At 65.5% G+C, this 24751-nt stretch carries 21 protein-coding genes; 15 read left to right on the forward strand and 6 right to left on the reverse strand.

Annotation, left to right across the window (positions count from 1 at the left end):
- The first annotated feature begins 129 nt into the window (after positions 1–129).
- The 5 genes from DXT59_RS27745 to DXT59_RS27765 all read left to right on the forward strand — a co-directional run bounded on the left by DXT59_RS27745 (position 130) and on the right by DXT59_RS27765 (position 5257).
- Positions 130–2517 carry an ATP-binding protein gene (locus DXT59_RS27745; protein WP_116141357.1) on the forward strand — a complete coding sequence of 796 codons (2388 nt, stop codon included), beginning with the start codon at positions 130–132 and terminating at the stop codon, positions 2515–2517.
- Between the two features lie 81 nt (positions 2518–2598).
- On the forward strand, positions 2599–3330 hold the full coding sequence (locus DXT59_RS27750) for a methyl-accepting chemotaxis protein (protein WP_116141359.1): 732 nt from the start codon (positions 2599–2601) through the stop codon (positions 3328–3330).
- Positions 3327–3863, forward strand: a complete 537-nt coding sequence (locus tag DXT59_RS27755; RefSeq protein ID WP_116141361.1) for a hypothetical protein — start codon at positions 3327–3329, stop codon at positions 3861–3863. The genes DXT59_RS27750 and DXT59_RS27755 overlap by 4 nt, the downstream gene beginning before the upstream one ends.
- A 31-nt stretch (positions 3864–3894) precedes the next feature.
- Positions 3895–4857: a chemotaxis protein CheX gene (locus DXT59_RS27760; RefSeq protein WP_116141364.1), complete on the forward strand. Its 963-nt coding sequence runs from the start codon at positions 3895–3897 to the stop codon at positions 4855–4857.
- A gap of 34 nt (positions 4858–4891) precedes the next feature.
- Positions 4892–5257 carry a response regulator gene (locus DXT59_RS27765; protein WP_116141366.1) on the forward strand — a complete coding sequence of 122 codons (366 nt, stop codon included), beginning with the start codon at positions 4892–4894 and terminating at the stop codon, positions 5255–5257.
- Positions 5258–5277: 20 nt separating this feature from the next.
- On the opposite strand, the gene DXT59_RS27770 is transcribed toward DXT59_RS27765, so the two are convergent.
- Positions 5278–6228 (reverse strand): LysR family transcriptional regulator, encoded by a 951-nt coding sequence (locus DXT59_RS27770; RefSeq protein WP_116141368.1) that lies wholly within the window; start codon positions 6226–6228, stop codon positions 5278–5280.
- Between the two features lie 178 nt (positions 6229–6406).
- Between DXT59_RS27770 and DXT59_RS27775 the strand changes: the two genes are divergently transcribed.
- The 10 genes from DXT59_RS27775 (at position 6407) to DXT59_RS27820 (ending at position 15609) form a co-directional block, all read left to right on the forward strand.
- Complete coding sequence (locus DXT59_RS27775; protein WP_240324710.1) at positions 6407–7681, forward strand: YbfB/YjiJ family MFS transporter; 1275 nt, start codon at positions 6407–6409, stop codon at positions 7679–7681.
- A 128-nt stretch (positions 7682–7809) separates the two neighbouring features.
- Positions 7810–8340: an NUDIX domain-containing protein gene (locus DXT59_RS27780; RefSeq protein ID WP_116141370.1), complete on the forward strand. Its 531-nt coding sequence runs from the start codon at positions 7810–7812 to the stop codon at positions 8338–8340.
- Positions 8341–8471: 131 nt separating this feature from the next.
- Positions 8472–9317: a MipA/OmpV family protein gene (locus DXT59_RS27785; protein ID WP_240324711.1), complete on the forward strand. Its 846-nt coding sequence runs from the start codon at positions 8472–8474 to the stop codon at positions 9315–9317.
- A gap of 9 nt (positions 9318–9326) precedes the next feature.
- A complete protein-coding gene (locus tag DXT59_RS27790; protein ID WP_116141374.1) occupies positions 9327–10010 on the forward strand; it encodes a response regulator transcription factor in 684 nt (227 codons plus the stop codon).
- A gap of 19 nt (positions 10011–10029) precedes the next feature.
- Positions 10030–11388 carry a sensor histidine kinase gene (locus tag DXT59_RS27795; RefSeq protein WP_116141376.1) on the forward strand — a complete coding sequence of 453 codons (1359 nt, stop codon included), beginning with the start codon at positions 10030–10032 and terminating at the stop codon, positions 11386–11388.
- A 30-nt stretch (positions 11389–11418) separates the two neighbouring features.
- Positions 11419–11910, forward strand: a complete 492-nt coding sequence (locus tag DXT59_RS27800; protein ID WP_116141378.1) for an acyl-CoA thioesterase — start codon at positions 11419–11421, stop codon at positions 11908–11910.
- Between the two features lies 1 nt (position 11911).
- Positions 11912–12850 (forward strand): branched-chain amino acid ABC transporter permease, encoded by a 939-nt coding sequence (locus DXT59_RS27805; RefSeq protein WP_116141381.1) that lies wholly within the window; start codon positions 11912–11914, stop codon positions 12848–12850.
- Positions 12843–14096, forward strand: a complete 1254-nt coding sequence (locus DXT59_RS27810; RefSeq protein ID WP_116141383.1) for a branched-chain amino acid ABC transporter permease — start codon at positions 12843–12845, stop codon at positions 14094–14096. The genes DXT59_RS27805 and DXT59_RS27810 overlap by 8 nt, the downstream gene beginning before the upstream one ends.
- Positions 14093–14890, forward strand: a complete 798-nt coding sequence (locus DXT59_RS27815; protein ID WP_116141385.1) for an ABC transporter ATP-binding protein — start codon at positions 14093–14095, stop codon at positions 14888–14890. Before DXT59_RS27810 ends, DXT59_RS27815 begins: the two co-directional genes overlap by 4 nt.
- Positions 14887–15609 (forward strand): ABC transporter ATP-binding protein, encoded by a 723-nt coding sequence (locus DXT59_RS27820; RefSeq protein ID WP_116141387.1) that lies wholly within the window; start codon positions 14887–14889, stop codon positions 15607–15609. Before DXT59_RS27815 ends, DXT59_RS27820 begins: the two co-directional genes overlap by 4 nt.
- Before the next feature lie 4 nt (positions 15610–15613).
- On the opposite strand, the gene DXT59_RS27825 is transcribed toward DXT59_RS27820, so the two are convergent.
- The 5 genes from DXT59_RS27825 to DXT59_RS27845 form a co-directional block, all read right to left on the reverse strand.
- On the reverse strand, positions 15614–18685 hold the full coding sequence (locus DXT59_RS27825; RefSeq protein ID WP_116141390.1) for a type IV pilus assembly protein FimV: 3072 nt from the start codon (positions 18683–18685) through the stop codon (positions 15614–15616).
- Between the two features lie 252 nt (positions 18686–18937).
- Positions 18938–19741, reverse strand: coding sequence for a 5-deoxy-glucuronate isomerase (gene iolB, locus DXT59_RS27830; RefSeq protein ID WP_116141392.1), 804 nt, complete (start codon positions 19739–19741; stop codon positions 18938–18940).
- A complete protein-coding gene (gene iolE / locus DXT59_RS27835) occupies positions 19738–20667 on the reverse strand; it encodes a myo-inosose-2 dehydratase (RefSeq protein WP_116141394.1) in 930 nt (309 codons plus the stop codon). Before iolE ends, iolB begins: the two co-directional genes overlap by 4 nt.
- Positions 20668–20758: 91 nt before the next feature.
- Positions 20759–22714: a 3D-(3,5/4)-trihydroxycyclohexane-1,2-dione acylhydrolase (decyclizing) gene (gene iolD / locus DXT59_RS27840; protein WP_116141570.1), complete on the reverse strand. Its 1956-nt coding sequence runs from the start codon at positions 22712–22714 to the stop codon at positions 20759–20761.
- Entirely contained in the window at positions 22714–24729 is a 2016-nt protein-coding gene (locus tag DXT59_RS27845; RefSeq protein WP_116141397.1) for a bifunctional 5-dehydro-2-deoxygluconokinase/5-dehydro-2-deoxyphosphogluconate aldolase, read from the reverse strand. Before DXT59_RS27845 ends, iolD begins: the two co-directional genes overlap by 1 nt.
- Positions 24730–24751: the final 22 nt, after the last annotated feature.

The raw sequence follows: 24751 nt of genomic DNA on the forward strand, positions 1-24751 counted from the left end.
CCCATGTGTCAGTCATCAATTCGTCATAGGCAACCCCCGATAATCACGCCAAACGAAATTAAAGATTCACTACATACGAACGTTGCGCGCGGCGAGGGCCGTGCGACAAACCACGCATCGGGGTTCCAAATGACGATACGTCATCGCATCACCTTATTGGTGCTGCTCATGTTCGTCGCGCTCGCGGCGATCGGCGGCTATGCGACCTATCAAGCACGACGCAGCGCCGGCGAAGTGCGCGCGGTCACTCAGGGCGTCGTGCCGAGCGCGCTCGCATCCGCGGATCTCGTCTCCGAAGTCAAAGACGTTCAGCTCGCGACGATGACGCTCGTCTACGCCCCTGACGCGAACATGGTCTCGCAGGCTCAAGAGCAGTTGAAAGCGAAGGAAGCCGCGCTGCGCCAAGCCATAGAAGTGCAAGCGCAAGCCGCGGCAAGCCATGCGCAGAAGGGCCTTGTCACGCAAGCGCGGGAAAGCATCGCGAATTACTTTGCGGCCATCGATCAGACCGTGCAGATGAAGGCCTCGGGCAAGGACGCACTCGCGCAAGCCTTCCTATTCGCCGACGTCGGCGAATACCGCAACGAACTCGAAGGCATCGTCGAGACGATGCGCATCGAGAAGAATCGCCAGAAGGACGCCGCGATCGGCGCGCTGAACGGCATGCTCGCCACGACGACGACCGCGATCGGCGGTGCCACGGCCGCGGCGATCGCGCTGCTGACCATCGTCGGCGTCTTGCTGTACCGCCAGATCACGCGCCCGCTCACGCGCATGCAAGCTGAAATGAGCGAAATTGCGTCGAGCCAGGATTTCGCGCGACGCGTGCCCGTTGCACGGATGGATGAGATCGGCCGCTCGATCGTCGCGTTCAACGACATGATCGAGAAGATCGAGCAAAGCTCGATGCAACTCAAACAAAAGACGGCCGACATTCAAGCGATGCTGCAGAACATGCAGCAAGGCATCTTGACGGTGGTCGATAACGGCCTCGTACATGGCGAATATTCGGCCTATCTCGAAGCCATCTTCGAGACGGAAGACATTGCCGGGCGCGACGTGATGTCGCTCGTATTCGACGATACGAGCCTCGACGCCGATACCCGCTCGCAAGTGCAAGCCGCGATTCACGCATGCATCGGCGAGGATGCCATCAATTTTTCGTTCAACGAACACCTGCTCGTCAACGAAGTAGCAAAAACGATGGCCGACGGCCGCGTCAAGACGCTCGATTTGAGTTGGTCGGCCATTACCGACGAAACCGATACGGTCATGCGCCTGATGCTGTGCGTGCGCGACGTGACCGAGCTGCGCCGCCTGACGGCGGAATCGACCGAGCAAAAGCGCCAGCTCGAAATGATCGGCGAGATTCTGGCCGTCAGCCAGGAGAAATTCCATCAGTTCGTCGAGAGCGCGAAGGGCTTCATTCACGAGAACGAACGCATCATCGGCCAGCATGAACATGCCGACGAATCGGCCGTCGCCGAGCTGTTCCGCAACATGCACACGATCAAGGGCAACGCACGCACCTACGGTCTGCGGCATCTGACGAGCATCGTCCACGAGGCGGAGCAGCGCTACGACGAAATGCGCCGCCTCGGCGCAGGCGAGGCTTGGGACCGCGAAGCGTCGATCGCCGAGTTGGCGCGCGTGAAACAGGCCGTCGAACATTACGCGACGATCAATGAAGTCAATCTGGGCCGCAAGGGCCCGGGCGGTGCGGCGCATCGCGCACAAGGCGGTCGATACATGGTCGTCGATCGGTCCCATATCGACGACAGTCTGAATCTGGTGGAGTCGGTGAACGACAACGATTTGGCAGGCCTCGTCGCGATGCGCGACGCCGTGCGCCGCACGCTGCGTCTGCTCGATACCGAGAGCTTCGGCGAAGCACTGTCGGGACCGATGGAGTCGTTGCCTTCGCTGGCCAAGGAACTCGGCAAGAGTGCACCGACGGTTGTCATCGACGACAACGGCTATCGCCTGCGCCGCCACGCGAGCGCGGCGCTGCGCGACGTTTTCGTGCACCTGCTGCGCAATAGCGTCGATCATGGTATCGAGCCCGCCGAGGAGCGCGTGGCCGCGGGCAAGCGCGAGGCCGGGACGATCGAGATCGAAGTGGGCGTCGATGCGGGCGCGCTGCAACTGACGCTCAGCGACGACGGCCGCGGTCTCGCGCTGGCCCGGATTCGTGCGATCGCCGCGGAGCGCGGTTGGATTGCCGCGGACGAGTCGATCGACGACGAAGCCGTTGCCCGCTTCATCTTCCGTGCCGGTTTCTCGACGGCCAAGACCGTCACCGAGGTGTCGGGGCGCGGCGTGGGGATGGATGCCGTCAAGGAGATGCTCGAGCGCGAGCATGGCCGTATCGAATTGCGCTTTACGGACGATCGGCGCGGCGCGGATTTCCGCCGCTTTCAAACGATCGTGCATCTGCCCGAGTCGTGGGCCGTCGATAGCCTCGGTGCGCCGGTGGGTCGGGACACGAAGGCCGCCCGCGACGATGCGCTCGCGTGAATCGGGCGAGACGAGGCGCATGGGCGAAGCGAGCAAGACTAGCGGTTCGAGTTGGGGAAAGCTGTGGTTCTAACGGAATGGATGGGGGCGGGGGCGGGGGCGGTGCTCGGCTTGCTCGCGGTGGCGGCGATAGCGGCATGGGCCGGCGCCAAGCGCGCAAGCGCGAACGCGTCGCGCAAGCAAGACGAGGCGATCGCGCGCCTGAACGAAGCGCATGTGCAAGAGCGTTCGCGCGCCGCCGCCGAGATGGCCGCGCGCGAGGCGAGGCTCGCCGAGCTTGGCGCGGAAAACAGCCGCTTGGCCGAATCGCTCGCGCGCGAGTCCGATGAGCTTGCCCAAGCGCGGGCGGCGCTTGAATCGGCGCAAGCGCGCCGCGACGATCTGCTTGCCCATGCCAACAAGATCGAGGCGGAGGCGGCGCGGCTCAAGCAGTTCTCGGCGACGTTCGAGCGCTGGCACGAGCAGATGATTTCGCTGATGTCCCAAAACCAGGACATGCACAATAAGAACCACGAGCTTGCGCGCATCGTCAATCACGTGCTGATGGTGTCGCTCAATGCGTCGATCGAAGCGGCGCGCGCGGGCGCGGCGGGACGCGGCTTTTCGATCGTGGCGGGCGAGGTTCGCGCGCTCGCGACGCGTTCGCAGGAGTTGTCCAAGAGCTATCGCGATAGCCTCGATCGCAACGACCTCGTGACGACGGCGACGTTCCAAGACATCCAAGCGGGCGGCAAGATGATCACGGCGGCGCTCGCGAGCGTCGAGGCGCTCGCCGCGCAATTCGAATCGAAGCTCGAGAGGCGGGCGACGTGATTACTCACGCGGCGCTGGACAGTCTTGAGCGGATTTTCTTTCAAGCGGCGCGCACGCGTTTGGCCGTCGATGCGAGCCATGCCTGCGAGATCGCGCGGGTGGTCCGTCAAGACGACAGGGGGCCCAGCGCGGAGGTGATCGTGCTGACGATCGCGTCGATCGACTTTCGCATCGTGCTGCTGTTGCAGTTCGCCGACGACGACGCCACGCGCGGCTACTACGCGGGCCAGGGCGCCGGCCGTTCGCTGCGAGAGAGCGCGATGGAAATCGGCAACTTGTGCTGCGGCGCGATCAATCAACAGCTCGTCGAGCATTTTCCCGACCTCGGTATGTCCACGCCTTATGCATTATCGAGCGATTGCATGGGCTATTTGAACGAGCTCGATCCGCAGCACGTTGCCGCCTACGACATCACGATCGAGGAGACGGCGCGGCTGCGCGCGACGTTGTGCGTATGCGCGCAACGCTCGCTGGACTTCGTCGCGCAGGTGGCCGACGTGCAAGAGAACACCGGCGAACTCGAGCTGTTCTGAGCGGCGCACGGCATCGCGAAGGTAGTGACGCATGAACACGAACAAACCCGTCAGCAAAGTCCTCGTGCTCGAGGACTCGCCCGCGCAACTCGCGGCAATTCGGCGCTTTTGCGACGAGCACAACCTGATCGGACTCAAAGCCCGCAAGAGCCGGCTCACGAGCGTGCTGCGCTCGAACATCGATCTGGGCGCCGTGCTGCTGGCCGAAGACTACGGCGGCTCAGCCGCCCAAAGCGCGGCCACGGCGAGTCGCATCGACGCATTGCGGCCCGAGTTGCCGATCATCTTGCGGCGCACGGGGCAAGGCGGGCGAGAAGGCCTGCCGCCCGCGCTGGCGGATGTCGTTTGCGCCACCTATCGCGCGGACGATACGGCGCCGCTCGTGGCCGCCATCGACGAGTATCTGTTCAGCCTCGACTATCCGAACGTGCTCGTGCGCGGCATCTCCGAAATCACGGAGTCGCGCTTGGCCGGAATGTTCAAGCACCTGAGCGTGAGCTGGGACACGCCTTGCATCGTGCGCGACCGCATCATCTTCGGCGAGCTGTTCAGCCTCATCGCGCTCGAAAGCGCTTGGTGCCGCGGCTACATGCTGATGCAAACGGAGGAGGCGCCGCTTGCGGCCGTCGTGCGCGGCAGTGCGCTCGCGCGCGGCGCCGACGTGGATTTCCGCGCTTTGAACGAGTTGCTCGGCGAACTGACGAACTTGATCTGGGGCGCGTTCAAGGACCGCTTCCTCGGCGCGCCGGAACTGCTCGCCCGCTCGCAGGTGCAAGTGCCGCTGCTCGTCAATCACAAGCATCGCTACATCTCGTTCGGCACGGACAACCCGCAGTTGTGCTTCAAGTATCGGCTGACCGATGAAACGACGGGTGCGTCCGTCGCGCTCGATCAGCGCTTCATCTTCAGCTTGAGTTGGTCGCCCGAGGACTTCCCGGGCTCCCGCGCCGATGTCGACGCGATGATCGAAGCCGGCGAACTCGAGCTTTTTTAGTTTCTTAGATCAACGTTCATTCGAGAGGCGAGAGATGGCAAAGATTCTGGTGGTGGACGATTCGAGCACCGTACGCGACGAAGTAGCCGGTTTCCTGCGCAAAAGCGGTTTGGATGTCGACACGGCCGTCGACGGCAAGGACGGGCTCGCCAAAATGAAGTCGAACCCGGGCGTGCGGCTCGTCATCAGCGACGTCAACATGCCGAACATGGACGGCCTGACGATGGTCGAAAAAATGCGCGCCGAACTCCCGATGAACGCGGTCAACGTCATCATGCTGACGACCGAAAGCAGCCCCGCCATGAAGGAACGCGGCAAGGCGGCCGGGGTGAAAGGATGGATCGTCAAGCCGTTCAAGGGGGAGGCCGTGCTCGAAACGTTCAAGAAGCTGGCAAGCTGAGGAAACCGGCCGCGCGACGCTCAGCCGGAGACGACCGCCGCGTCGCGGGCGTTGTCGTCGTTTGCCCGCGGCCCTTGCCCGCGCGCGGCGCTGCCGCCGAGGCCGTCCGCTAGTAGCGCTTCGCGCAACGCGTGAAGCGCCGCAGAGTCGTGGCCCCGCCGCCAGATAAGCAGCGTCGGCACGATGCCGAGCGGCCCGAGCGGATGGATCGCGACTTCGCGTGCGCCGCCGGGCAGCACATCGAGCACCGAGCGCGGCGCCACGGCCACACCGGCGCCCGCCGCCACGCAGGCGACGATCGCATGGTACGAGCCCAATTCAAGCGTGCGCGCGGGCCGCAGACCATGGTCGGCATACCACTGCTCCACGTAGCTGCGATAGGCGCAACCGCGCTCGAACGCAACCAACGTGGAGAGCGCGACGTCGTTGGCCCCCTGAATCGCCCGGTGGCCGCGCGGCGTGACCATCACCAATTGCTCCTCGAAGACGGGAACGGACTCGAACTCCTGCGTCAGCAATGACGCATCGGGCGGCGTCGCGATCAGCGCCGCGTCGACCTCGAATTCGCGCACGCGCTCGATCAGGCAACCCGTCGTGCCGGTGGCCAGTTCGAGCTCAACCTCGGGCCAATGCTGGTGATAGGCGGCCAGTATGCGCGGGAGGCGGCTTGCAGCCGTGCTCTCCATTGCTCCCAACGCCAGTCTGCCGCGCGGGCGATCTTCGCGCAGCGCATGCCGGGCTTCGTCGGCCAGCGCCAGCAGCCGCTCGGCGTAGGGCAAGAGCGTTCGTCCCGCCGGCGTCAGCACGAGCCGTCGCCCCTCACGGACAAACAGCGGCGTGCCGAGCTGCTCCTCGAGCTGCTTGATGCGCATCGTCACGTTCGACTGAACGCGGTTCAGTTTGGCGGCGGCGCGCGTCACCCCGTTTTCCCGCACCACGGCCCGAAAGATTGTCAGCGCGGCCAGATCCATGATTCTCTCCGACGGATGGATTGCATCAATATTATTCATTTTTCGTGATGCTTGCAGCGCGGTAATGTTCGCTGGTGGGCAAGGCTTGCGCCTCGGACCTGGCGCGGCGCGACGCATGCTTCGCAGTCTTGGTCGAGAAGCGGTGGTAGGCGGTGCGATGGCTGGTAACGGGTGATTTATGGTTCAGTTCAATTCGACAGGTGCGCGCGCGTGGCGTCGCGAGGGAGGCACGGCAAGCGCCTGGCGCGTTTCCGTGGCGTGCATGGTGGCGCTCGCGGTGGCGCTCGGCATCGGGCGCTTCGCGTTCACGCCGCTGCTCCCGCTGATGTTGCATGCCGGTTCGCTCGATTTGCGCTCGGGCGGTTGGCTGGCGTCGGCCAATTACGCAGGGTATTTCGTCGGCGCGGTGACATGTGCATTTTTGCGCGTGGAGCACGCGACGGTGGTGCGCATGGGCCTCGCCGCCACCGCCGCGTTGACGCTGGCGATGGGCGTCATCGATAGTTTCCCGGTTTGGATGGCGATTCGATTCGCGGCGGGTATCGTCAGCGCTTGGACCTTCGTATTCGCGTCGCAGTGGGGTCTCGCGCGCCTGGCCAGGCTCGGCGCCCCGGCATGGAGCGGCGTGATTTACACGGGACCTGGGATCGGCATCGTGGCGACGGGCTTGATCGTCGGCGCGTCGGCTAATCTCGGCGCCAATGGGGGCTGGCTCGCATTCGGCGCATTGTGCGTCGCCGCGACGGCCGCCGTTTGGCGCACGCTCGCGCCGTCGCCGTCCTCCACGCAGGCGGGGGCGCGGACGAGAGAAGGGCGCCCGGCCCCGGCCGGCGGGCCCGGGCGTTCCTCGCCATCGCTTGCGCCCGAGGGCTCCACGGCCGCTGCGCGGGCGAGTGCGCGTGCGCGCCGGATGCAAAGCATCTGGCTGGTTGTCCTGTATGGAATGCCGGGCTTCGGCTACATCATTACGGCTACGTTCTTGCCCGTGATCGCTCGGCACGCCTTGCCGGGATCGAGTTGGCCCGATCTGTTTTGGCCGATGTTCGGGGCGGCGTTGATCCCGGGGGCAATCGTCGGCGCGCGTCTGCCGCTTCGTTGGGACAACCGGCTATTGCTCGCCGCCTGCTATGTCGTGGAAGCGGCCGGCATTGCGCTCGGGATCGTATGGCCGACGGCAGCGGGTTTCGCGATCGGCAGCGTGTTGATCGGATTGCCGTTCACGGCGATTACCTTGTTCGCGATGCGCGAGGCACGTCGGTTGCATGGTGACGACGCGGCGGGTTTGATGGGTTACGCGACGGCGGCCTATGGCATCGGGCAGATCGCGGGACCGCTCGTGGCCGCGCCGATCGCGGCGCACACGGGTTCCTTCGCCCTGGCGCTGTGGCTGGCCGCGGGCGTGTTGATGCTCGGTGCCGCGGGCTTGGCGATACTGGCGGCGAAGTCGCGCTGAGGGTGTCGGCGCGCGGACGACGGGTTCATCGCTTCGTCAGATCAAAGCCGCTAGAATGGGCGCGTTCCGAGCCGTCCGAACCCATTCGAGCCGACGGGCGCCGGTTGTCCGCAGCGTTTTCAAGACCTATGAGCGACTATCGATTCTGTCCACACTGCGCGAACGCGCTGATCGAGCGGCCCGACGCCGCCGAGGAAGGCGGGCGTTTGCGCCGTGTCTGTCCCGACGATACCTGCGGCTACGTGCACTGGAACAACCCCGTGCCGGTCGTGGCCGCCATCGTCGAGTACGAGGGCAAGATCTTGCTCGCGCGCAACGCGGCTTGGGCCGAAGGCGTGTTCGCGCTGATTACGGGTTTTCTGGAGCAGGGCGAGACGCCCGAGGCCGGGATCGCCCGCGAGGTGCTCGAGGAAACGTCGCTGCACGTGCGCGAGACCGAACTCATCGGCGTCTATGAGTTCATCCGCAAGAACGAGCTCATCATCGCCTATCACGTGAAGGCCGAAGGCTCGGTCAAGCTCTCGCCCGAATTACTCGAATACCGCCTGGTCGAGCCGGCGAAACTGCGGCCGTGGCGCTCGGGCACCGGGCAAGCGCTCGGCGAGTGGATGCGCCGTAAAGGCCTGCCGTTCGAGTTCGTCGAAAAGGCGGGGCAGTGAAGCAGCGGTAATGCCCCCGAGACGCCGAGGTCTCGCCGCGTAAGCTTCTTGGAGGTTATTGGACCGGTAAGTAACCGGTAAGTCGGGCCACTTTAAAGTCGCCCGTGTCCAACGACCTCCTGGAAGAAAAATTGAAAAATTTTGCTTCGCCTCTGCACCGCCTGTTCGTGCCCGGGGCCCTATCCTTATCCTTGTCCCTATGCTTGTTCGCGCTCTCCACCGCAATGGCGCGGGCCGAAGGCGTCGACCCCGGCCAGGTCGATGCCTCGGAACCGGGATTTACGATCCTGAGCAATGCGACGAACGTCACGCGCTGGGGCCTGGGCGCCGGCGTCGGCGTGGCCGAATCGCCCTATAAGGGCTACGGCGCGAAGGTGGATCCGCTCCCGCTCGTCTACTTCGACGATAAGTGGGTGCATGTTTTCGGTACCACGATCGACGTCAAGGTCGGAAACTGGTACGGCTTGAGCGTTTCGCTGCGCGGACAGTTTTCGCTCGGCGACGGGTACAAGCAATCGGACGCGCCGATCCTGAACGGCATGGACGACCGCAACGGCAGCGCGTTCTGGTACGGTCCCGCGCTTGCGTGTCGCACCGCCTTCGGCACGCTCTCCGCCGACTACCTCGTGGGCGGGAACAAAGGCGAGCGCGCCAGCGTCGATTACCGCAAACCGTTCGAATTCGGGAAGGTTTCGCTCACGCCGCACGCGGGAGTGCAATGGCTGAGCGCCAAGTACGTCGATTATTATTACGGCGTGCTGCCCTCGGAAGCGCTTGCGGGCCGTCCCGCTTACACCGGCCGGGCGACTTGGAACGCGTCGCTCGGTGCGAGCGTGGATTACGCGTTGACGCCTCACCAGAGCATTCTTCTCGACGTCGGCGTGTCGCGCCTCGGCGGCGGCGTCACCGATAGCCCGCTCGTCGGGAAGCGATTCATCCCCGAGGTCAAGGCCGGATACATCTACCGGTTCAAGTGATCAACGTTTATGTCGCGAGTCGCAATCGTCGAAGATCATCCGCGTCTGGCCGATATGGTGGCGCGCGCGCTGGCCGCGGTGGGGATCGAAGCCGACCTGTTTCTGAGCATCTCCGAGGCGAGTTATGGTTTGCGTCAAGGCGACTACGCGGTGCTCATCGTCGATCGGGGTCTGCCCGACGGCGACGGGCTTGCGTTCCTGCGCGCGTTGCGCGCGGCAGGGCAGACGGCGCCCTGCCTCATGCTGACGGCGCGCGATGCGTTGCATGATCGCGTGGAGGGCCTCGAAAGCGGCGCCGACGACTACGTGACGAAGCCTTTCGCGATGAGCGAACTGGTGGCCCGCGTGCGCACCCTGATGCGGCGTCCGGTGGCGCTGACCGCGCTCGTGGAGTCGTACGGCGGCCTCTCGGTGGATCCAGCACACCGTGAAATGCGGTGCGGGTCGTTTTCGGTCGTGCTGGCGCCGGCGGAATTGCAGATCATGCTCTGTCTGGTTCGAGCCGGCGGCCGAACCGTTCGGCACGCGATGCTCGAGCATGCCGCGTGGGGTCTCGGCGAAGCCGTGACGCCCAATGCGTTGGAAGTGACGGTGCACCGTTTGCGAAAGAAGCTCGCCGTGCTCGATACACGGGTACGCTTGAGGAACCAGCGCGGGGTGGGCTTTGCACTCGAGGAGACGATCGAGCGATGACGGCAAACGCGAGCGTGTGATGCTCGATCATTGGATTGGAAGTTTATCGGCGCGGCTATGGGTGACGACCGTGGTTGCGCTCGCCGCCGGCCTCACCGCGCTGGCCGGACTGCTCATTTATGTATTCGATCGCTACCCGGAGCAGACACTGGGGCGGCGCGAGGAAATCGAGATCGTACGCAACGTGGTGGCCGGGGTTCGCTTCGACAACGCCGGCCAACCCGTTTCCGTGCAGTTGCCGGAGCACGACGCGTGGCTCTTCCAGGCCGCGCCGGGAGAATTGAAGTACCGCGTACTCGATGCAAGCGGGACCGTCATGCTGGCGTCCAGCGGCGCCGTGGGCGGGGGACCGTGGCTCACGAGCGCGGGGCTCGCGCAAGCCAGCGGCCGAATCGTGCGCCAGTCTATCGGCGGGCGGCCGTTTTTTGTCGCGACGCGGCGCGTCGAAGGGGGCCGCCTCTCGTTTTTCGTTCAGACGGCGACGAGCGCACGTTTCGTCGATGCCCTGATCGAATTGAAGGTCGCCCCGATCCCCACCATGGTCAAGACGGTCGTCATGGTTGCGATCGTCATTTTCGGCTTGGTGCTCCCGTTGACCATTTACCGCGTGCTCCGGCCGCTGCGAGAGGCGTCCCGGGCCGCTGCCCGGATCGGGCCGAGCCATTTGAAAACGCGCCTGTCCACGAGCGGCGTTCCGACCGAGATCAAGCCGCTGATCGATGCGTTCAACGAGGCCCTTGCTCGCTTGGAAAAGGGCTTCGCCGTGCAGCAGCAATTTCTCGCGGCGGCCGCGCACGAGTTGCAAACGCCGTTGACGTTGATTCGCGGGCAGATCGAGCTTCAGCCCGAGATCGAAGGGAAGGGACTCTTGTTCCGCGAGATCGATCTGATGTCGCGCCAAGTGCGGCAACTGCTGCATTTGGCCGAGGTCAGCGAGGCCCAGAATTTCGATTTCGCCGAAGTGAACCCGGTCGGCGTGGCGCACGACGTGCTCGAATATTTGACCCGCAAGGCCGATGCAAGGCAGGTTAGGCTCTCCATCGAGGACCGGCACGCCGCGCCCAAAGTACGAGCCGATAAGGGCGCGCTCTTTATCCTGCTCAAGAACATCGTCGAAAACGCGATCAACGTGTCGCCTGCCGATGGGATCGTGATATTGACGGTGGATAGCGGATCGATTGCGATTTGCGACGAAGGCCCCGGCATTCGCGACGAGCATCTGCCGTTTCTGTTTACGCGATTCTGGCGCGCCCCGGGCGCGCAGTATGATGGGGCGGGCCTCGGCTTGGCGATTTGCAACGAAATCGCGTTGGCGCACGATTGGACGCTGACCGTAAGCTCGCAGGCAGTTGGAACTCGGTTCACTGTCTGGTTATGATCGCGTTCTTGAACGATCGAAGAGGGCGCTATGGAAAACAACGCGGCTGGCGCAGGCGGGCGTAAGGCTAGTCCATGGGACAGGCAGGCGTTTCGCCACTTCCTGCCGATCACCACGCGCTGGATGGACAACGACGTCTATGGGCACGTCAACAACGTCGTCTACTACAGCTACTTCGATACCGTCGTCAACGAATACTTGATTCGCGCCGGTGTGCTCGACTTCGAACACGGCGCGACGATCGGTCTCGTCGTGGAGACGCAATGCAGCTACTTCGCGCCGCTCGCGTTCCCCGAGCGCGTGGAGGCCGCGTTGCGCGTTGCGCGCATCGGAGCATCGAGCGTGCGTTACGAGGTCGGGCTGTTTAAGGAAGGGGAGGCGCGAGCCGCCGCGCAGGGGCACTTCGTACATGTCTATGTCGATCGCGCGACGCGCCGCCCCGTCGGCACGCTGCCGGCAGCGCTACGTTCGGCGCTCGAAACGCTCCTCGTCGAGCGCGCGGCAGGCGAGGAGCGCGCCTAAGGTGCATGCATTCGCCGTCGCCACGCTCAATGGCGTCAGCTACGGGCTGCTGCTGTTCATGCTATCGGCCGGGTTGACGCTGATCTTCAGCATGCTGGGCGTGCTGAACTTCGCGCACGCGAGCTTCTATATGCTCGGCGCCTACCTCGGATATACGATGGCCGCGCATTGGGGCTTCGGCTTCGCGCTCGTTGGCGCGCCGATCGCCGTGGGTGCCGCGGGTGCGATCGTCGAGCGCATGCTGCTGCGCCGGGCGCGTGCGAATGGGCCGTTGCACGAATTGTTGCTGACGTTCGGGCTCGCCTATCTGCTCGCCGAAATCGTGAAGCTCGTCTGGGGCCTCGGCAGCGTCTCGATTGCGTTGCCTCCCGCGCTCGATGGGCCGCTACTCACGCTCGGCGACGCCGCGTTCTCGCGTTATCGCGCATTCATGATGGGGGCGTCCGTCGCGACGCTGGCCGCGTTATATGCGCTGTTGCGCAGCTCGCGCACGGGCCTGGTCCTGCGCGCGGCGCTCACGCATCCGAGCGCCGTGAAGGCGCTAGGTCACGACGTGGCGAGCATCGGCACGCTCGTGTTCGCCGTCGGCACCGCGCTCGCGGCGCTGGCCGGAGTCATCGCGGCGCCGTTGGCGGTCGTCGAACCCGGTATGGCCGAGGCGGTCGGCTCTATCGTCTTCGTCGTCGTGATTGTCGGCGGGCTCGGTTCGCTCGGCGGCGCGTTCGCCGCCTCGCTCTTGATCGGATGCGTCCAGACCTGGGCGGCCGGCAGCGCGGCATCGCTCGGTACCATCACGCAAGCCGCCGGCATCACGCTGCCGGCCGTCTGGGCCGCATTGTCGGTCGCGCAAGTCGCGCCGCTGCTGCCGTACGCGTTGCTCGTCGTCATGTTGGCCTGCCGTCCGCGCGGGCTCTTCGGAACGCGCCAAGACGATGTCTGATCCCTTGAGGTCCCTCCCGCGCCATGCGGCGCTTACTCGCGCCGCACCTTGGATTGCCGTGGCTGCGTTGCTCGTGCTGCCGCTCGCGCTCGTGCACGAGCGTTGGCTGCTGGCTTACTTCGCGCAAGCGGCGGCGATGATCGTATTCGCGCTCTCGTACAACTTGTTGCTTGGGGAGACGGGGCTGCTCTCGTTCGGCCACGCCGCGTTCGCCGGCCTCGGCGCGTTCGTCGCGGCCCATTTGTTCAATCGCGGCGGTATCGCGCTGCCCTGGTTGCCGCTCGCGGGCGGCGCCGGTGGCGCGGCCTTCGGGTTGCTCTTCGGTCTCGTCGCGACGCGGCGCGCCGGGACGGCCTTCGCCATGATTACGCTCGGCGTCGGCGAACTCGTGGCCGCGGCCGTGTGGACGCTGCCGGAAGGATTCGGCGGCGCGGCCGGCGTCGCGATCGATCGCGGCGGCGTGCAAGCGCCGGGTGGTCTGTCGTTCGGTTCCGAACGCGCGGCCTATGCACTGATCGCGAGTTGGGCGGCGCTATCGATCGTCGCCATGTTCGCGCTGACCCGCACGCCGCTCGCCCGCATGGCCAATGCCGTGCGCGACAACGCGGTCCGCGTCGCGGCGCTCGGTGTCGATCCGCGCCGTATTCGTCTCGCCATGTTCGTCCTCGCGGCGTTTTTCGCGGGCATCGCCGGGACGCTGACGCTGATCGACGTCGAACTGGCCTCGTCCGAAAGCGTCGGGATGGCGCGTTCCGGGGCGGTGTTGGTTGCCACCGTCATCGGCGGCTCGTCGGCGTTCTTCGGGCCGCTCCTCGGCTCGCTGGTGCTCGTTGCGTTCAATGTTGCGTTGGCCGGCGTCACGCGAGCATGGCCTGTCTACCTTGGGTTGCTGTTCGTCGCCGTCGTCTTGCGTTTTCCCGATGGCGTGGCAGGCGGGTGGCGCGAGCTTCGTGCGCGCGTCGAACGGCATGGCGCGCTTGCGTTCGGCCTCAGATACGCGTTCGGTGGGATCGCCGCTGTTGCCTGGATTGCCGCGCTCGTCTTGGTGGTCGAGTCGCTCTATGCACGGCGTTTGGCTGCCGATGCCGGCGGCGTTTGGCGTATCGGGCCGCTGGCTTTCGATTGGAGCACGGCGCGGACTTGGTGGTGCATTGCGGCGCTCGTTGCCGTTGGCGGTGCGGCGCGGCTTGCGGCAAGGACAGGGCGGGGCGCGTCGGCTCAGCATGGCGAAAGGACCAGCCGATGACGGACGCCGTTGCACTCAAACTCGAAGGCATCGCCCGGCGCTTCGGCGCGACGCGCGTGTTGGACGGCGTCGATCTGTCCATCGAGGCCGGCGAGCGTCACGCCTTGATCGGTCCCAACGGCGCCGGCAAATCGACGGTGTTCAACATCATCGGCGGGACGCTGCGGCCCGATCGCGGGACGGTCTGGCTCGACGGGGTGGACGTGACGGGCCGCAGCCCCCATCGTCTTGCGCGCGCGGGGCTCGGCCGCAGTTTTCAGACGACGCGCGTCTTCCCCCGTTTGACCGTGCTCGAGAATCTGCGTTGCGCCGCGTGGTGCGGCGTGATGGCGACGCAGGGCGCACGCGGCGCGGCGGCCCGGCTTTCACAATGGGCGCTTTTGTGGCGGCGCTCGCGCGAGATCGATGAGCGAGCCGAGCGCGTGCTCGCCGAACTCGAACTCGAACATGCGGCGCGACACCCTGCCGGGACGCTCGAATACGGTGCTCAGCGCAGGCTCGATCTGGGCGTGGCGGTGGCGCGCGGCGCGCGCATGCTGCTGCTCGACGAGCCCACCGCCGGGATGAACCGCGACGAGGCCGCGCGCACGGTCGAGTGGCTGCGCGCCATGACGGCCGGCAAAACGCTGCTCGCGATCGAACACGACATGGATGCGGTGTTTGCGCTCGCCGATCGAGTGTCGGTGCTAGTTCAAGGCCGGATCCTCGCGAGCGGCACGCCCTTGGAAGTCGCCGCCGATCAGCGCGTGCGCGAGGCATACCTGGGCGTGCTTCCCGGGGGGCAAACGTCATGACGGCGTTGCTCGAGGCGCGCTCGGTCCGCGCTTGGTACGGCGAGGCGCAGGTGCTGCGCGGCGTGGATCTGAGCATCGAAGCCGGCGAGCTCGTGCTCTTATGCGGACGCAATGGTTCCGGGCGTTCGACGTTGGCGAAGGCGCTCGTCGGTTTGGTTCGTCGAGCGGGTTCGATCGTCTTCGCCGGCGAGGAGATCGCCGAGCGGCTCACCTTCGAGATCGCGCGGCGCGGAATCGGCTATGTGGCGGAGCAACGTGACGTGTTCCCGACGCTTTCCGTCGAAGAGAACCTGCGGCTTGGCATCATGCCGGGACAGGCCGCAACCGGCCGCTTGGCGAAGCGGCGGATCGACGAAACGTTCGATCGCTTTCCGATGCTTGCTCGACGGCGCGGCACTGCGGCGGGCGTCCTCTCGGGCGGTGAGCAACAGATGCTCGTGCTGGCGCGCGCGCTGTTGGGCGAACCGCGTTTGCTCGTGGTCGACGAGCCCGCGGAGGGACTGGCTCCGCAGGCGGTGGAGGCCGTTGCGCAATGCTTGCAGTCGCTTCGCGAGCAGGGCGGTGCGGTGCTCTTGATCGAACAACGGCTGACCATGGCCCAGCGTTTGGCGGATCGAATCGCCGTGATGGGGCATGGGCGTATCGTTTTCGACGGGACGGTCGATGCGCTCGATGCGGCAACGGTCGACGAATGGATCGCACTGGGCGCCCGCCGCTAGTGGCTCAACTCACCGGAAAGCGGTTATTGGTCAGGAACGTTCGGATATCCGCGAGTTGCGTCTGGTTCAGGACATAGTGGCCGTCCTTATCCTTACCGGGGCTGATGCCCTTGAAGTAGGACGCGATGTTGTCCGCATCGTGGCCGTTCGCGATCGTGTTCATCCAAGCGACCATCTCGGGCGTACCCTTCCCCAGCGCACGGAAGTAGGCGTTGATAGCCGGGCCGGCGCTCACACCGCTCGTCAGGGTCATGGCATGGCGCGCGAACGGCTCCGCGACGGCCTGCTTGACGCCGAGAGCCAATAGGTACTGCGTGACGCCCTTGTCGCCCAGATGCGCGAGGTCGTATTGATTGGCGAGGTACTGAATGCCGGAGGCCACGATGTTTCCGGCAATGCCGACGCCTTTCCAGCCGTTTTCGGCCAGGCCCCACAACAGCTCTTCCCCGGCCGATTCGCCGGCGCCGCCGGCCAATACGCGCTCCGCCGCCGTCGTGAGTACTTGCTTCGCGACGGCCGTGCCGAAATCGGTCGCGGCGGCCACGGCGTAAGCGCCCTCGTGGCCGGGGTTCGTCGTCGGATCCGCGAACAGCGGGACGAGGCCGCCCCCGGCGAGGACGAGCGTAGCTACGTCACCCGTGCTGGCCAGCAAGGTGCGGGCGGAGTTCTTCAGGATCTTCGTGGTCATATCGCCGGCGCCCCAACTGTCGAACTTTTGCAGCAGCGTTTCGAGCATCTTGCGCTGCAGCGTCGCGGCATCGCCTTTCGCCGTCGTATCGAACAGCGTCTTTTTCCAACCCGGCGCAAGCCCATCGAGCAGCGTCGTGACGCCGGCACCGGTATAAAGACCCGCGAAGAGCGCATTGTCGACGTTCATCCGCTGATCCGTCGAAGGGGTTTGCAGCGAGCTCATCACCGACGCGCCATTGAGCATGAAGAGGGCACCGAGCAACCCGTTCTTGGCAATCGTTACCTTACCTTCGATGTTCTTTTCCGCGTCGCCGAACAAGTTGACGAAGTTCTCGCTTGGCCCGCCCAGTCGTGGGTCCACCATCAAGACCTGCGCAGCCTGCTCGGCGTAGTACGCCGCCGCGCTCGTCATCACGCGCTTTTGCCACCACCATTGCGTTTGATCGATGTCGCCCGCCGAGCCCGATTGCGGCGGCGCGGGTACGGCTTTGATCGCCTCTTGGAGCGCATGGGTCACATCGTCTTCATGCGAGCCCCAATACGGGCTGGCCACGGGTTTGTCGAAACCGGGTCCGCGCATATCGCCCGCATAGCGGTCGAGCGTCGCCTTCATGTGTTGCAACCGGTCGTATGCGTCGCCGCTCTGCGCGATATCGGCGTACACGTCGCCGCCATGAGGCACGGTCTTGAGCGCCGCGAGAGCGGCTTGCCCCTGTCCCGGGCTATTGAGGTTCCCCCAGTCTTTCGGCCCCTCGGTGTAGGCGATGGCGTCCATCCCGGTGCGCGTCGCGAGCGGGTCGAGCGTTTCCTTGCGATATCCGTCGAGTCCGTTCGCGATTGCGCTGTCGGCCATCGTCGTATAGAGCTTGTCGCCCGCCCGGTTGGACTGCGCCGCGAGCGACGCGGTCAGCGCGATATCGCCGTCGTTTTGCACGCCGCTTTGCAGCAACTCGATCAATGTACTCGGATTGGTCTCGACCACCTGCTTGACGTCCTGTCTCGACTTGAACGTCTGCATCAGATAGCCGGCCAGTTGATCCACTATCGCTTGGCCAGGCCTCGGCTCGTTCGACTTGTCGCCGGCCTTCTTCGGCGGGTCGCTGTCGTAGGTATGCTGCAATGCCGCGGCAACGGCATCCATGGTCTTGAACGTCGCGTTATCGCCATACACGTCCGTCATGCCGTCGGCCAAGCCGTCGATGATCTTCTTTAAGATCGGCTCGGAGTCGGACGGGCTGACGCGCGTGTCCATGAGCGTGGTCATGATCGTCGACACTTGGCCCGGCATCTTCGTCTTCGGGTCTGTAACCGCTTGCCACTGTGCGGCCGCGTCGAGGGCCGCTTGCCGCGTACCGCCGCTTTTCAGGCCCTTTTCGTAGGCGTCGACCACGCTTTGCACGGGGTCTTTGATCAACACTTGCTGCTGCACGTCGCCCGCCACGTCTTTGACCAAGTCGCCGTTGTTCGTGCCGAAATACGTTTGATAGACACCCGTGCGCGCCGTAATCGCCGCATAGGCTTGCGCCGAGTCGCCGCCCGACTTGGCGAGCGCGGCTTGCGCGACCGCCGTCAATTGCTCGCGCATGTCGCTTTTGAGCTTGTCGAGGTTGCCAGCCGCGGCGTCTTGCTGAAGTTTGCCGACTTGATCCGGCGTGCGGCCGTCGCGCTCTCGCTCCGCGTAGACTTGCACGCGCGCCATGCCGATCGCTTGCTGAAAGGCGCGATCGTTAGGGGCGCGCGCCGCGATCGTGCTGATGACCGCATCGATCTGCGCGTCGGTGACGACGCCGTTCTTGAGCAGCGTATAGCTGATTTCGTCGATGATCGGCTTGGCGATCGGCGCGACCATGTGCTCCCGCTCGTCGGCGGAAAGCAACTTCGCCTGCGGGCCCGAGAGTTCGTTGGAAAGGCCCGGCGCCGCCGCCAGCGCCGCTCGCTGTTCGTTCAAAAAGCCCAGCCGTTGCGGATCGAGCATCGTGACGGTGGCGCCGGGCGGCATATCGGCCAGCGAGCAATCGCCATTGCCCGGGCGCGTGCCGAACGCCTGCGGGTCGAGCCACGGCGTGGCGGCCAGATTTTGCTTGAGCAGCGCATCGTCGGACTGCGCATTCTTGTCGACCACCTTCTGTCGAGAGAGCAGCGACCAGAACGAATCGCCCGGTTTGACGATGAACTGCGCGATGCCCTGCGGACCTGGGTCGGGAACGGCGGGAGCGGGCGTCCCAGCCGTCGTCTGCGCGGGCTTCGCGCCGTTCGCCGAGGCGGGGGCGACGCTCGGCGCCGATACGGGCGTGCTCGCGGTCGTCGCCGGCTGCGGCGGTTGAGCCGGAGCCTGCGGTCGATACAGTGAAATGGGTATGCCGTCGGAAATCGTGTCCAATGCCATCGCTGCTCCGCTGTGTGGATCGCACTCAGGTGGGTGCGGATCGATGAGCCGGCTGCCGGATCGTCGACAGGCCACGGGTGGATGGGCTATCGAATCGGCAGTGCTAGTACGGAGCTAAGTATCGGACGTCGTATCGAGGCCGACAATGCAGAGGATCCGTAAGCGTCAACGTTGATTTCATCTTTCTAAGTTTGACGCCTACTGGATCCTGGCAATGAGGTGGAGAACGTTTGCTCCTATCGCCCGCTTTCACTATCGCGCGTCGCGCTGCGCGATCCAATCGTGCGCGGGGTCGTTCTTGAAATGCCATGCGCGCTGCGGACCCGCCATGACGTTCAGATAGTACGAATCATAGCCATATGGCACGACGACGGGGTGATAGCCGCGCGGCACCATGACGACGTCGCGATCCTCGACGGCCATCGATTCGTCGATGTCGCGCGCATCCGTATAGACGCGCTGAAACGCGAATCCCTGCGGCGGGTTGAGCCGATGGTAATACGTCTCCTCGAGCGCGCTCTCTACCGGAATATGATCGGCGTCATGCTTATGCGGCGGGTAGCTCGACGAGTGTCCGCTCGGCGTGCGCACTTCGACGACGAGCAGCGATTCGGCCGGCTCCGTTTGCGGAAGGATGTCGCAGACGTAGCGCGTGTTGGCGCCCTTGCCGCGCACCGAGCGCTTCATCTGCGACGGCTCGATGAGTCGCGCCGGATAGCGGCCCTCGGCCGGCGCGCTGGCTACGCCGATCTCGGCATCGCGCTCCGCGCGCACGGTCGCCCGCACGCGCGGCGGCAGGTAAAGCGCGTAGGGGGCGTTGTCCTCGAAGACGCTATCGCGCGCCCCGATGCTCGTGTAGCGCTCGCCGCCGGCCTCGATCGTAACTGCGCCCGAGAGCACGACGATGCACGATTCGCGTGTCGTTTCGTCGACATAGAGCACCTCGTTTGGGGCGAGACGATAAGCGACGAAGCCGACATAGCGCCAAGCGGCCGACTCCGGCGTCACGCGCGCGATCGTCATGCCCTCGCGCTGGGCTTTGACCAGTAGGCTCATGCCGGCTCCTTGACGTTCTTGGCGCCCTCGGGCGCATTCGCCGCATCGACGAGCTTGCGCAAGGTCCGATAGCCCAGATCCGCATACTGGTAGCTGGGCGCGACGGCCGGATCTTGCTCGGCTTCGACGACGAGCCAACCCCGATACCCATGGCGCTTCAATGCCGCGATGACGGCGGCGAAATCGACGGCGCCGTCGCCGGGCACGGTGAAGGCGCCATTGATGACGGCTTCCAAAAAGCTCCAGTCGCGGTTACGCGCGAGCTTGATCACCTCGGGCCGCACGTCCTTGCAATGGACGTGGCAGATGCGCGGCGCGTAGGCTTCGAGCGTCGCGAGCGGATCGCCGCCCGCGAATGTGATGTGACCGGTGTCGAGCAAGAGACCCACGGCGTCGCTGGTCCGCTTCATCAAATTCTCGACGTCCGCGGGCGTTTCGACGTAGGCCCCCATGTGATGGTGGTACGCCACCCGCACGCCTTGCGAGAGCGTGTAGCGCGCGAAGCGATCGAGGCGCTCGGCATAGGCATCCCACTGCGCTCCGGTAAAAAAGCGCGGACGTTGATAAAGCGGCAAGGGCGCGCCTTGAATCGTCTGCGCGACTTCGCCGTAGACCATCACGTCGGCGCCGTTCTTGGCCAGCAATTCGAGATGAGGGCCGACGGCTTCGATTTCTTCCTCGGCGCTGCGCTCGGCCAAGCGCCCCGAATACCAGCCCGAGACGAGCGCCAGATCGTATTGCGCGAGCAGGGCCTTCAAAGCCGCGGGCTCGCGCGGGAATTTATTGCCGAGCTCGAACCCTTCGTAGCCGATCTGCCGGCCTTCGGTCAGCGCGACGGAAAGCGGCGTCTCGCCGCCGAGCGAGGGCAGGTCGTCGTTCATCCAAGAAAGCGGATTGACGCCGATGCGCACTTGAAAATCGGTCATGCTGCGTTCCTTTGTTCGCGTGTTGTTGCAATGTGCGATGTGGATATCGATGTTCGTGGTCGAGGCTAGCGGGCCGCCGCGTTCTCCGCGTTCAATCGACGCGGCTCTCGTTCGTCTGTGTGCCGTCCCGTTCGGCCAGCTTCGCCTCGTACCTGGCGCGTGCTTGGCGCACACCGTCGCGCGCCGAGACCTCGGGCACGGCGACCTCCCACCACCAGCCGCCGTCGTCCGTCGTGCGCGCCGGATCGGTATCGATGACGATCACCGACGTACGATCGGCCGCGCGGGCCCGTGCGAGCGCGGCTTCGAACGCGCCGATATCGGCGGCATGCTCGGCCACCGCGCCGAGCGAGCGCGCATGCGCGGCGAAGTCGATTTGCGGCGCGCCGAGCGGGCCTTGCAGGCAGTCGTCGAGCAGGTTGTTGAACGGCGCGCCGCCGCAGGCTTGCTGAAGGCGGTTAATACAGCCGTAGCCGCGGTTGTCGAGCACGACGACGATGAGCTTCGCGCCGAGCATGACCGAAGTCGCGATCTCGCTGTTCATCATGAGGTAGCTGCCGTCGCCGACGAACACGATGACCTCGCGCTCCGGACGCGCCAGTTTCGCGCCGAGCCCGCCGGCGATTTCATAACCCATGCACGAATAGCCGTACTCGACGTGATAGCCGCCGGGCCGGCCCACACGCCATAGCTTGTGCAATTCCGCCGGCAGCGTGCCCGCCGCGCAAACGGCGATGTCTTGCTGCGGCGAGGCCGCGCCCGAGCGCTGCACGGCGCCGATGACGTCGGCGTCGTAGGGCAGCGCGCCCGCCGTCGGCGAGGCGTGCGTGCGCGAGCGCACCGTCTCGCGCCATGCGCTGCAGAGCGAGTGCGCGCGCTCGGTCCAAGCCGGCGCGGCGCGCCAATCGCCGAGCCGCTCGCTCAGCGCATCGAGCGCCGCGCGGGCATCCGATAGGATCGTCGCCGCCCGGTGTTTGAGCGCATCGAACGCATTGGCGTTGATGCCGACGACCTGCGCTTGCGTAAACAGCGTGTTGGAGCCCGTCGTGAAGTCTTGCAAGCGCGTGCCCACGGCGATCACGCAATCGGCGTCGTGCGCCAGCGCATTGGCCGCGCTCGCACCGGTGACGCCGACGGCGCCGGCGTTCAGGGGATGGTCCCAAGCAAGCGCGCCTTTCCCCGCTTGCGTTTCGCCGACGGCAATACCGTGCCGCTCGGCGAACGCGCGCAGCGCATCCGTGCCGCCGCGGCTGTAGAGCACGCCGCCGCCCGCGACGATGACGGGCCGCGAGGCGGCGCGCAACGCTTGCACGGCCGCTTCGAGTTCCTCTTCGACAGGGGCGGGGGCGTGAAAGCGCACGATACGCGGTTCGAAAAACGAGCGCGGATAGTCGTAGGCCATCGCTTGCACGTCTTGCGGCAGCGCGAGCGTGACGGGGCCGGCCAGCGCCGCGTCGGTCAACACGCGCATGGCGCGCGGCAACGCGCTCAGCAACTGAGCGGGATGCACGATACGGTCGAAGTAGCGCGAGACCGGTCTGAGCGTGTCGTTGGCGGAGACGCCGCCGTCCTGGAAGTCCTCCACCTGCTGCAACACGGGATCGGGCGCGCGCGATACGAATACGTCGCCGGGCAGCAGCAGCACGGGCAGGCGGTTCACGTGCGCGAGCGCGGCGGCGGTGACCAGGTTCGTCGCGCCGGGGCCGATGGAGGTCGTCACGGCCATCATGCGGCGCCTGAAGTGCGCTTTCGCATAGGCGATGGCACTGTGCGCCATCGCTTGCTCGTTGTGCGCGCGATAGGTCGGCAACACGTCGCGGTGTTGGTAGAGCGCCTCGCCGATGCCGGCGACGTTGCCGTGGCCGAAGATCGCAAAGACACCGCCGAACATCGGCACCGTCGATGCGCCGTCTTCGCCCACCACCTGCTGGGCGGCCAGATACCGCACGAGCGCTTGCGCGGCCGTCAATCGAATCGTCGATGCCGGCGCTTCGCCTTGGCCCGCGAGCGCATCGCCGGCCGATGGTTGTTCGAGTCGTACGTTCATCACGCCGCCTCCCGCCGCGCCGCGTGCGCTTGCACGGCTCCGCCGCTTTCTTGGCGGGCCGAACGCCACGCATGAATCAGCGTCTCGAAGGTTGCCCGCACTTGCGCGACAAGCGCCGCATCGTCGATCTCGCCGGCCAGCCATGCACGGCTCGGCTCGTGGAAGATGGTCCGTCCCACCGTGAATCCCTTGCACGTTTTCGAGGCGGCTGCCGCGCGGAAACCTTCGCTCAACGTGTCGACGCCGGCCGAGAGACCGAGCAGCACCACGCCGTGGCAATACGGATCGCGTTCGGCGATCAGCGCATCGATCGCTTGCCATTGGTCGGCGGCGAGCGGGGCCAGTTTCCACCACTCGGGCTGGATGCCCAGGTTATACAGCCGCTTCAGCGCGCGAAATACCGTATCGGGCGCGTAGGGGAGGGTGTCGCGCTTGGGCGGGATGACTTCGAGCAATAATTCGTGCCCGCTTGCCTGCACCGCGTCGTAAAGCGCGCGCAATTGCGCCTCTTGCTCGACGCGTTCGTCCATCGGCGCATCGGGATGGTATTGCACGAGACATTTGACCACGTGCTCGTGCGGCCACGCGACGAGCGCCGTGCCGACCGAGCGTCCGTGCTGGAACACGAGCGGCGAGGAGCCGGGCAGCTCCACCGGGCGTCCGATCCACCAGCCGCGTCCCGTCGCGGCATTCAGGGCGTCCTGGCCGTAGCGGTCGTCGATCAGGACGCCGATGCGCCCCTGCAGTGAGAGCGCTCGTTCGGTTTGCGCCACGGCATCGACGAACAGTTGCTTCAGTTCGGAGACCCGCGCGATGCTGGCGCCCGTTTGCTGAGCCAGTTCGAAGAACTGGTTGCGGTGATCGAACGCGAAGCCGAGTACTTCCTCGTGGACGGGCCTCGGCACGCTCACGCGATGCAGCCGCGCGAGCTTGGCATCGAGGTCGGGCCGGCGCATGCTGGCCGGATCGCGTGCGAGCGCATCGCGCAAGTAGTCGAGTTCGGCCGGCGTCGGCATGGCCGGTGCGCAGGCGTGGCGCGAGACCACGAGCGCGCCGCAGAGGTTGGCGGTTTGCGCGCAACGCGCGAGCGGCGCGTCGCGCAGCCATTCGGAGAGAAAACCCGACGCGAACGCATCGCCGGCGCCAAGCACGTTCAGCACTTCGACCTGCATGCCGTGCTCCGTGGGGGCGTCGTCGAGCGAGGCGGGTACGCTACCCTCGATGATCGTGCAGCCCAGAGGCCCGCGCTTGACGACGAGCGTCGCGGGCGTGACGGCGCGCACCATGGCTAGTGCGTCGACGAGTTCATGCTTGCCGCCGGCGATGCGAAATTCCTCTTCCGTGCCGATGATCAAATCGAACAGCGGCAAAATCCGCTGCAAATGGGCGGTGACGTTTTCGTCGGCGATAAAGCGCGTCTCGCCGTCGGCCTTGCCTGTCAGCCCCCACAGCACGGGCCGATAGTCGATATCGAGGACGGTGCGCACTTGATTGCGGCGCGCGTATTCGAGCGCGCGGCGGCTGGCGCGGTTCACGCGCTCCGTCGAAAAGTGCGTGCCCGTGATGAGCAGGGCCTTGCTCGAGGCGACGAACGCTTCGTCGAAGTCGCTTTCATCGATCGCCATGTCCGCGCAGTTCTCGCGATGGAAGATCAGCGGGAACGTGTCGCGATCCTTGATGCCCAGCAGGACGAGCGCGGTGAGCCGGTCGGCGTCGGTGCGCGTATGGCTGACGTCGCAGCCTTCGCGTGCGAGCGTTTCGGTCAGAAAACGCCCCATGTGATCGTTGCCAACGCGTGCAAGCATGGCCGAGGCGAGCCCGAGCCGCGCGCAGCCGAAGGCGATATTGGCCGACGAGCCGCCGAGATACTTCGCAAAGCTCGTGACGTCCTCCAACCGCGCGCCGATTTGTTGGGCATACAGATCGACCGCGAGGCGGCCGAGGCAGATGATGTCGCGCGTTCGGCCCGGCGCGAAGCGGCTGGTGGTCATGTTAGAGGTAGGAGAGGCAGCCATGAAAGGAATCCTTCAGTGAGCG

It is taken from the genome of Trinickia diaoshuihuensis (assembly GCF_003390925.1).
Taxonomy (GTDB): Bacteria; Pseudomonadota; Gammaproteobacteria; order Burkholderiales; family Burkholderiaceae; genus Trinickia; species Trinickia diaoshuihuensis.

Bases quoted from the DNA above. Each gene is read 5' to 3' on its own strand.
- DXT59_RS27780 (WP_116141370.1), top strand. From the start codon at position 7,810: ATGAGCGACTATCGATTCTGTCCACACTGCGCGAACGCGCTGATCGAG.
- DXT59_RS27815 (WP_116141385.1), top strand. From the start codon at position 14,093: ATGACGGACGCCGTTGCACTCAAACTCGAAGGCATCGCCCGGCGCTTC.
- DXT59_RS27745 (WP_116141357.1), top strand. From the start codon at position 130: ATGACGATACGTCATCGCATCACCTTATTGGTGCTGCTCATGTTCGTC.
- DXT59_RS27825 (WP_116141390.1), bottom strand. From the start codon at position 18,685: ATGGCATTGGACACGATTTCCGACGGCATACCCATTTCACTGTATCGA.
- DXT59_RS27845 (WP_116141397.1), bottom strand. From the start codon at position 24,729: ATGGCTGCCTCTCCTACCTCTAACATGACCACCAGCCGCTTCGCGCCG.
- DXT59_RS27750 (WP_116141359.1), top strand. From the start codon at position 2,599: ATGGGGGCGGGGGCGGGGGCGGTGCTCGGCTTGCTCGCGGTGGCGGCG.
- DXT59_RS27760 (WP_116141364.1), top strand. From the start codon at position 3,895: ATGAACACGAACAAACCCGTCAGCAAAGTCCTCGTGCTCGAGGACTCG.
- DXT59_RS27770 (WP_116141368.1), bottom strand. From the start codon at position 6,228: ATGGATCTGGCCGCGCTGACAATCTTTCGGGCCGTGGTGCGGGAAAAC.
- DXT59_RS27765 (WP_116141366.1), top strand. From the start codon at position 4,892: ATGGCAAAGATTCTGGTGGTGGACGATTCGAGCACCGTACGCGACGAA.
- DXT59_RS27820 (WP_116141387.1), top strand. From the start codon at position 14,887: ATGACGGCGTTGCTCGAGGCGCGCTCGGTCCGCGCTTGGTACGGCGAG.
- DXT59_RS27790 (WP_116141374.1), top strand. From the start codon at position 9,327: ATGTCGCGAGTCGCAATCGTCGAAGATCATCCGCGTCTGGCCGATATG.
- iolE (WP_116141394.1), bottom strand. From the start codon at position 20,667: ATGACCGATTTTCAAGTGCGCATCGGCGTCAATCCGCTTTCTTGGATG.
- iolD (WP_116141570.1), bottom strand. From the start codon at position 22,714: ATGAACGTACGACTCGAACAACCATCGGCCGGCGATGCGCTCGCGGGC.
- iolB (WP_116141392.1), bottom strand. From the start codon at position 19,741: ATGAGCCTACTGGTCAAAGCCCAGCGCGAGGGCATGACGATCGCGCGC.
- DXT59_RS27800 (WP_116141378.1), top strand. From the start codon at position 11,419: ATGGAAAACAACGCGGCTGGCGCAGGCGGGCGTAAGGCTAGTCCATGG.
- DXT59_RS27775 (WP_240324710.1), top strand. From the start codon at position 6,407: ATGGTTCAGTTCAATTCGACAGGTGCGCGCGCGTGGCGTCGCGAGGGA.
- DXT59_RS27795 (WP_116141376.1), top strand. From the start codon at position 10,030: ATGCTCGATCATTGGATTGGAAGTTTATCGGCGCGGCTATGGGTGACG.
- DXT59_RS27810 (WP_116141383.1), top strand. From the start codon at position 12,843: ATGTCTGATCCCTTGAGGTCCCTCCCGCGCCATGCGGCGCTTACTCGC.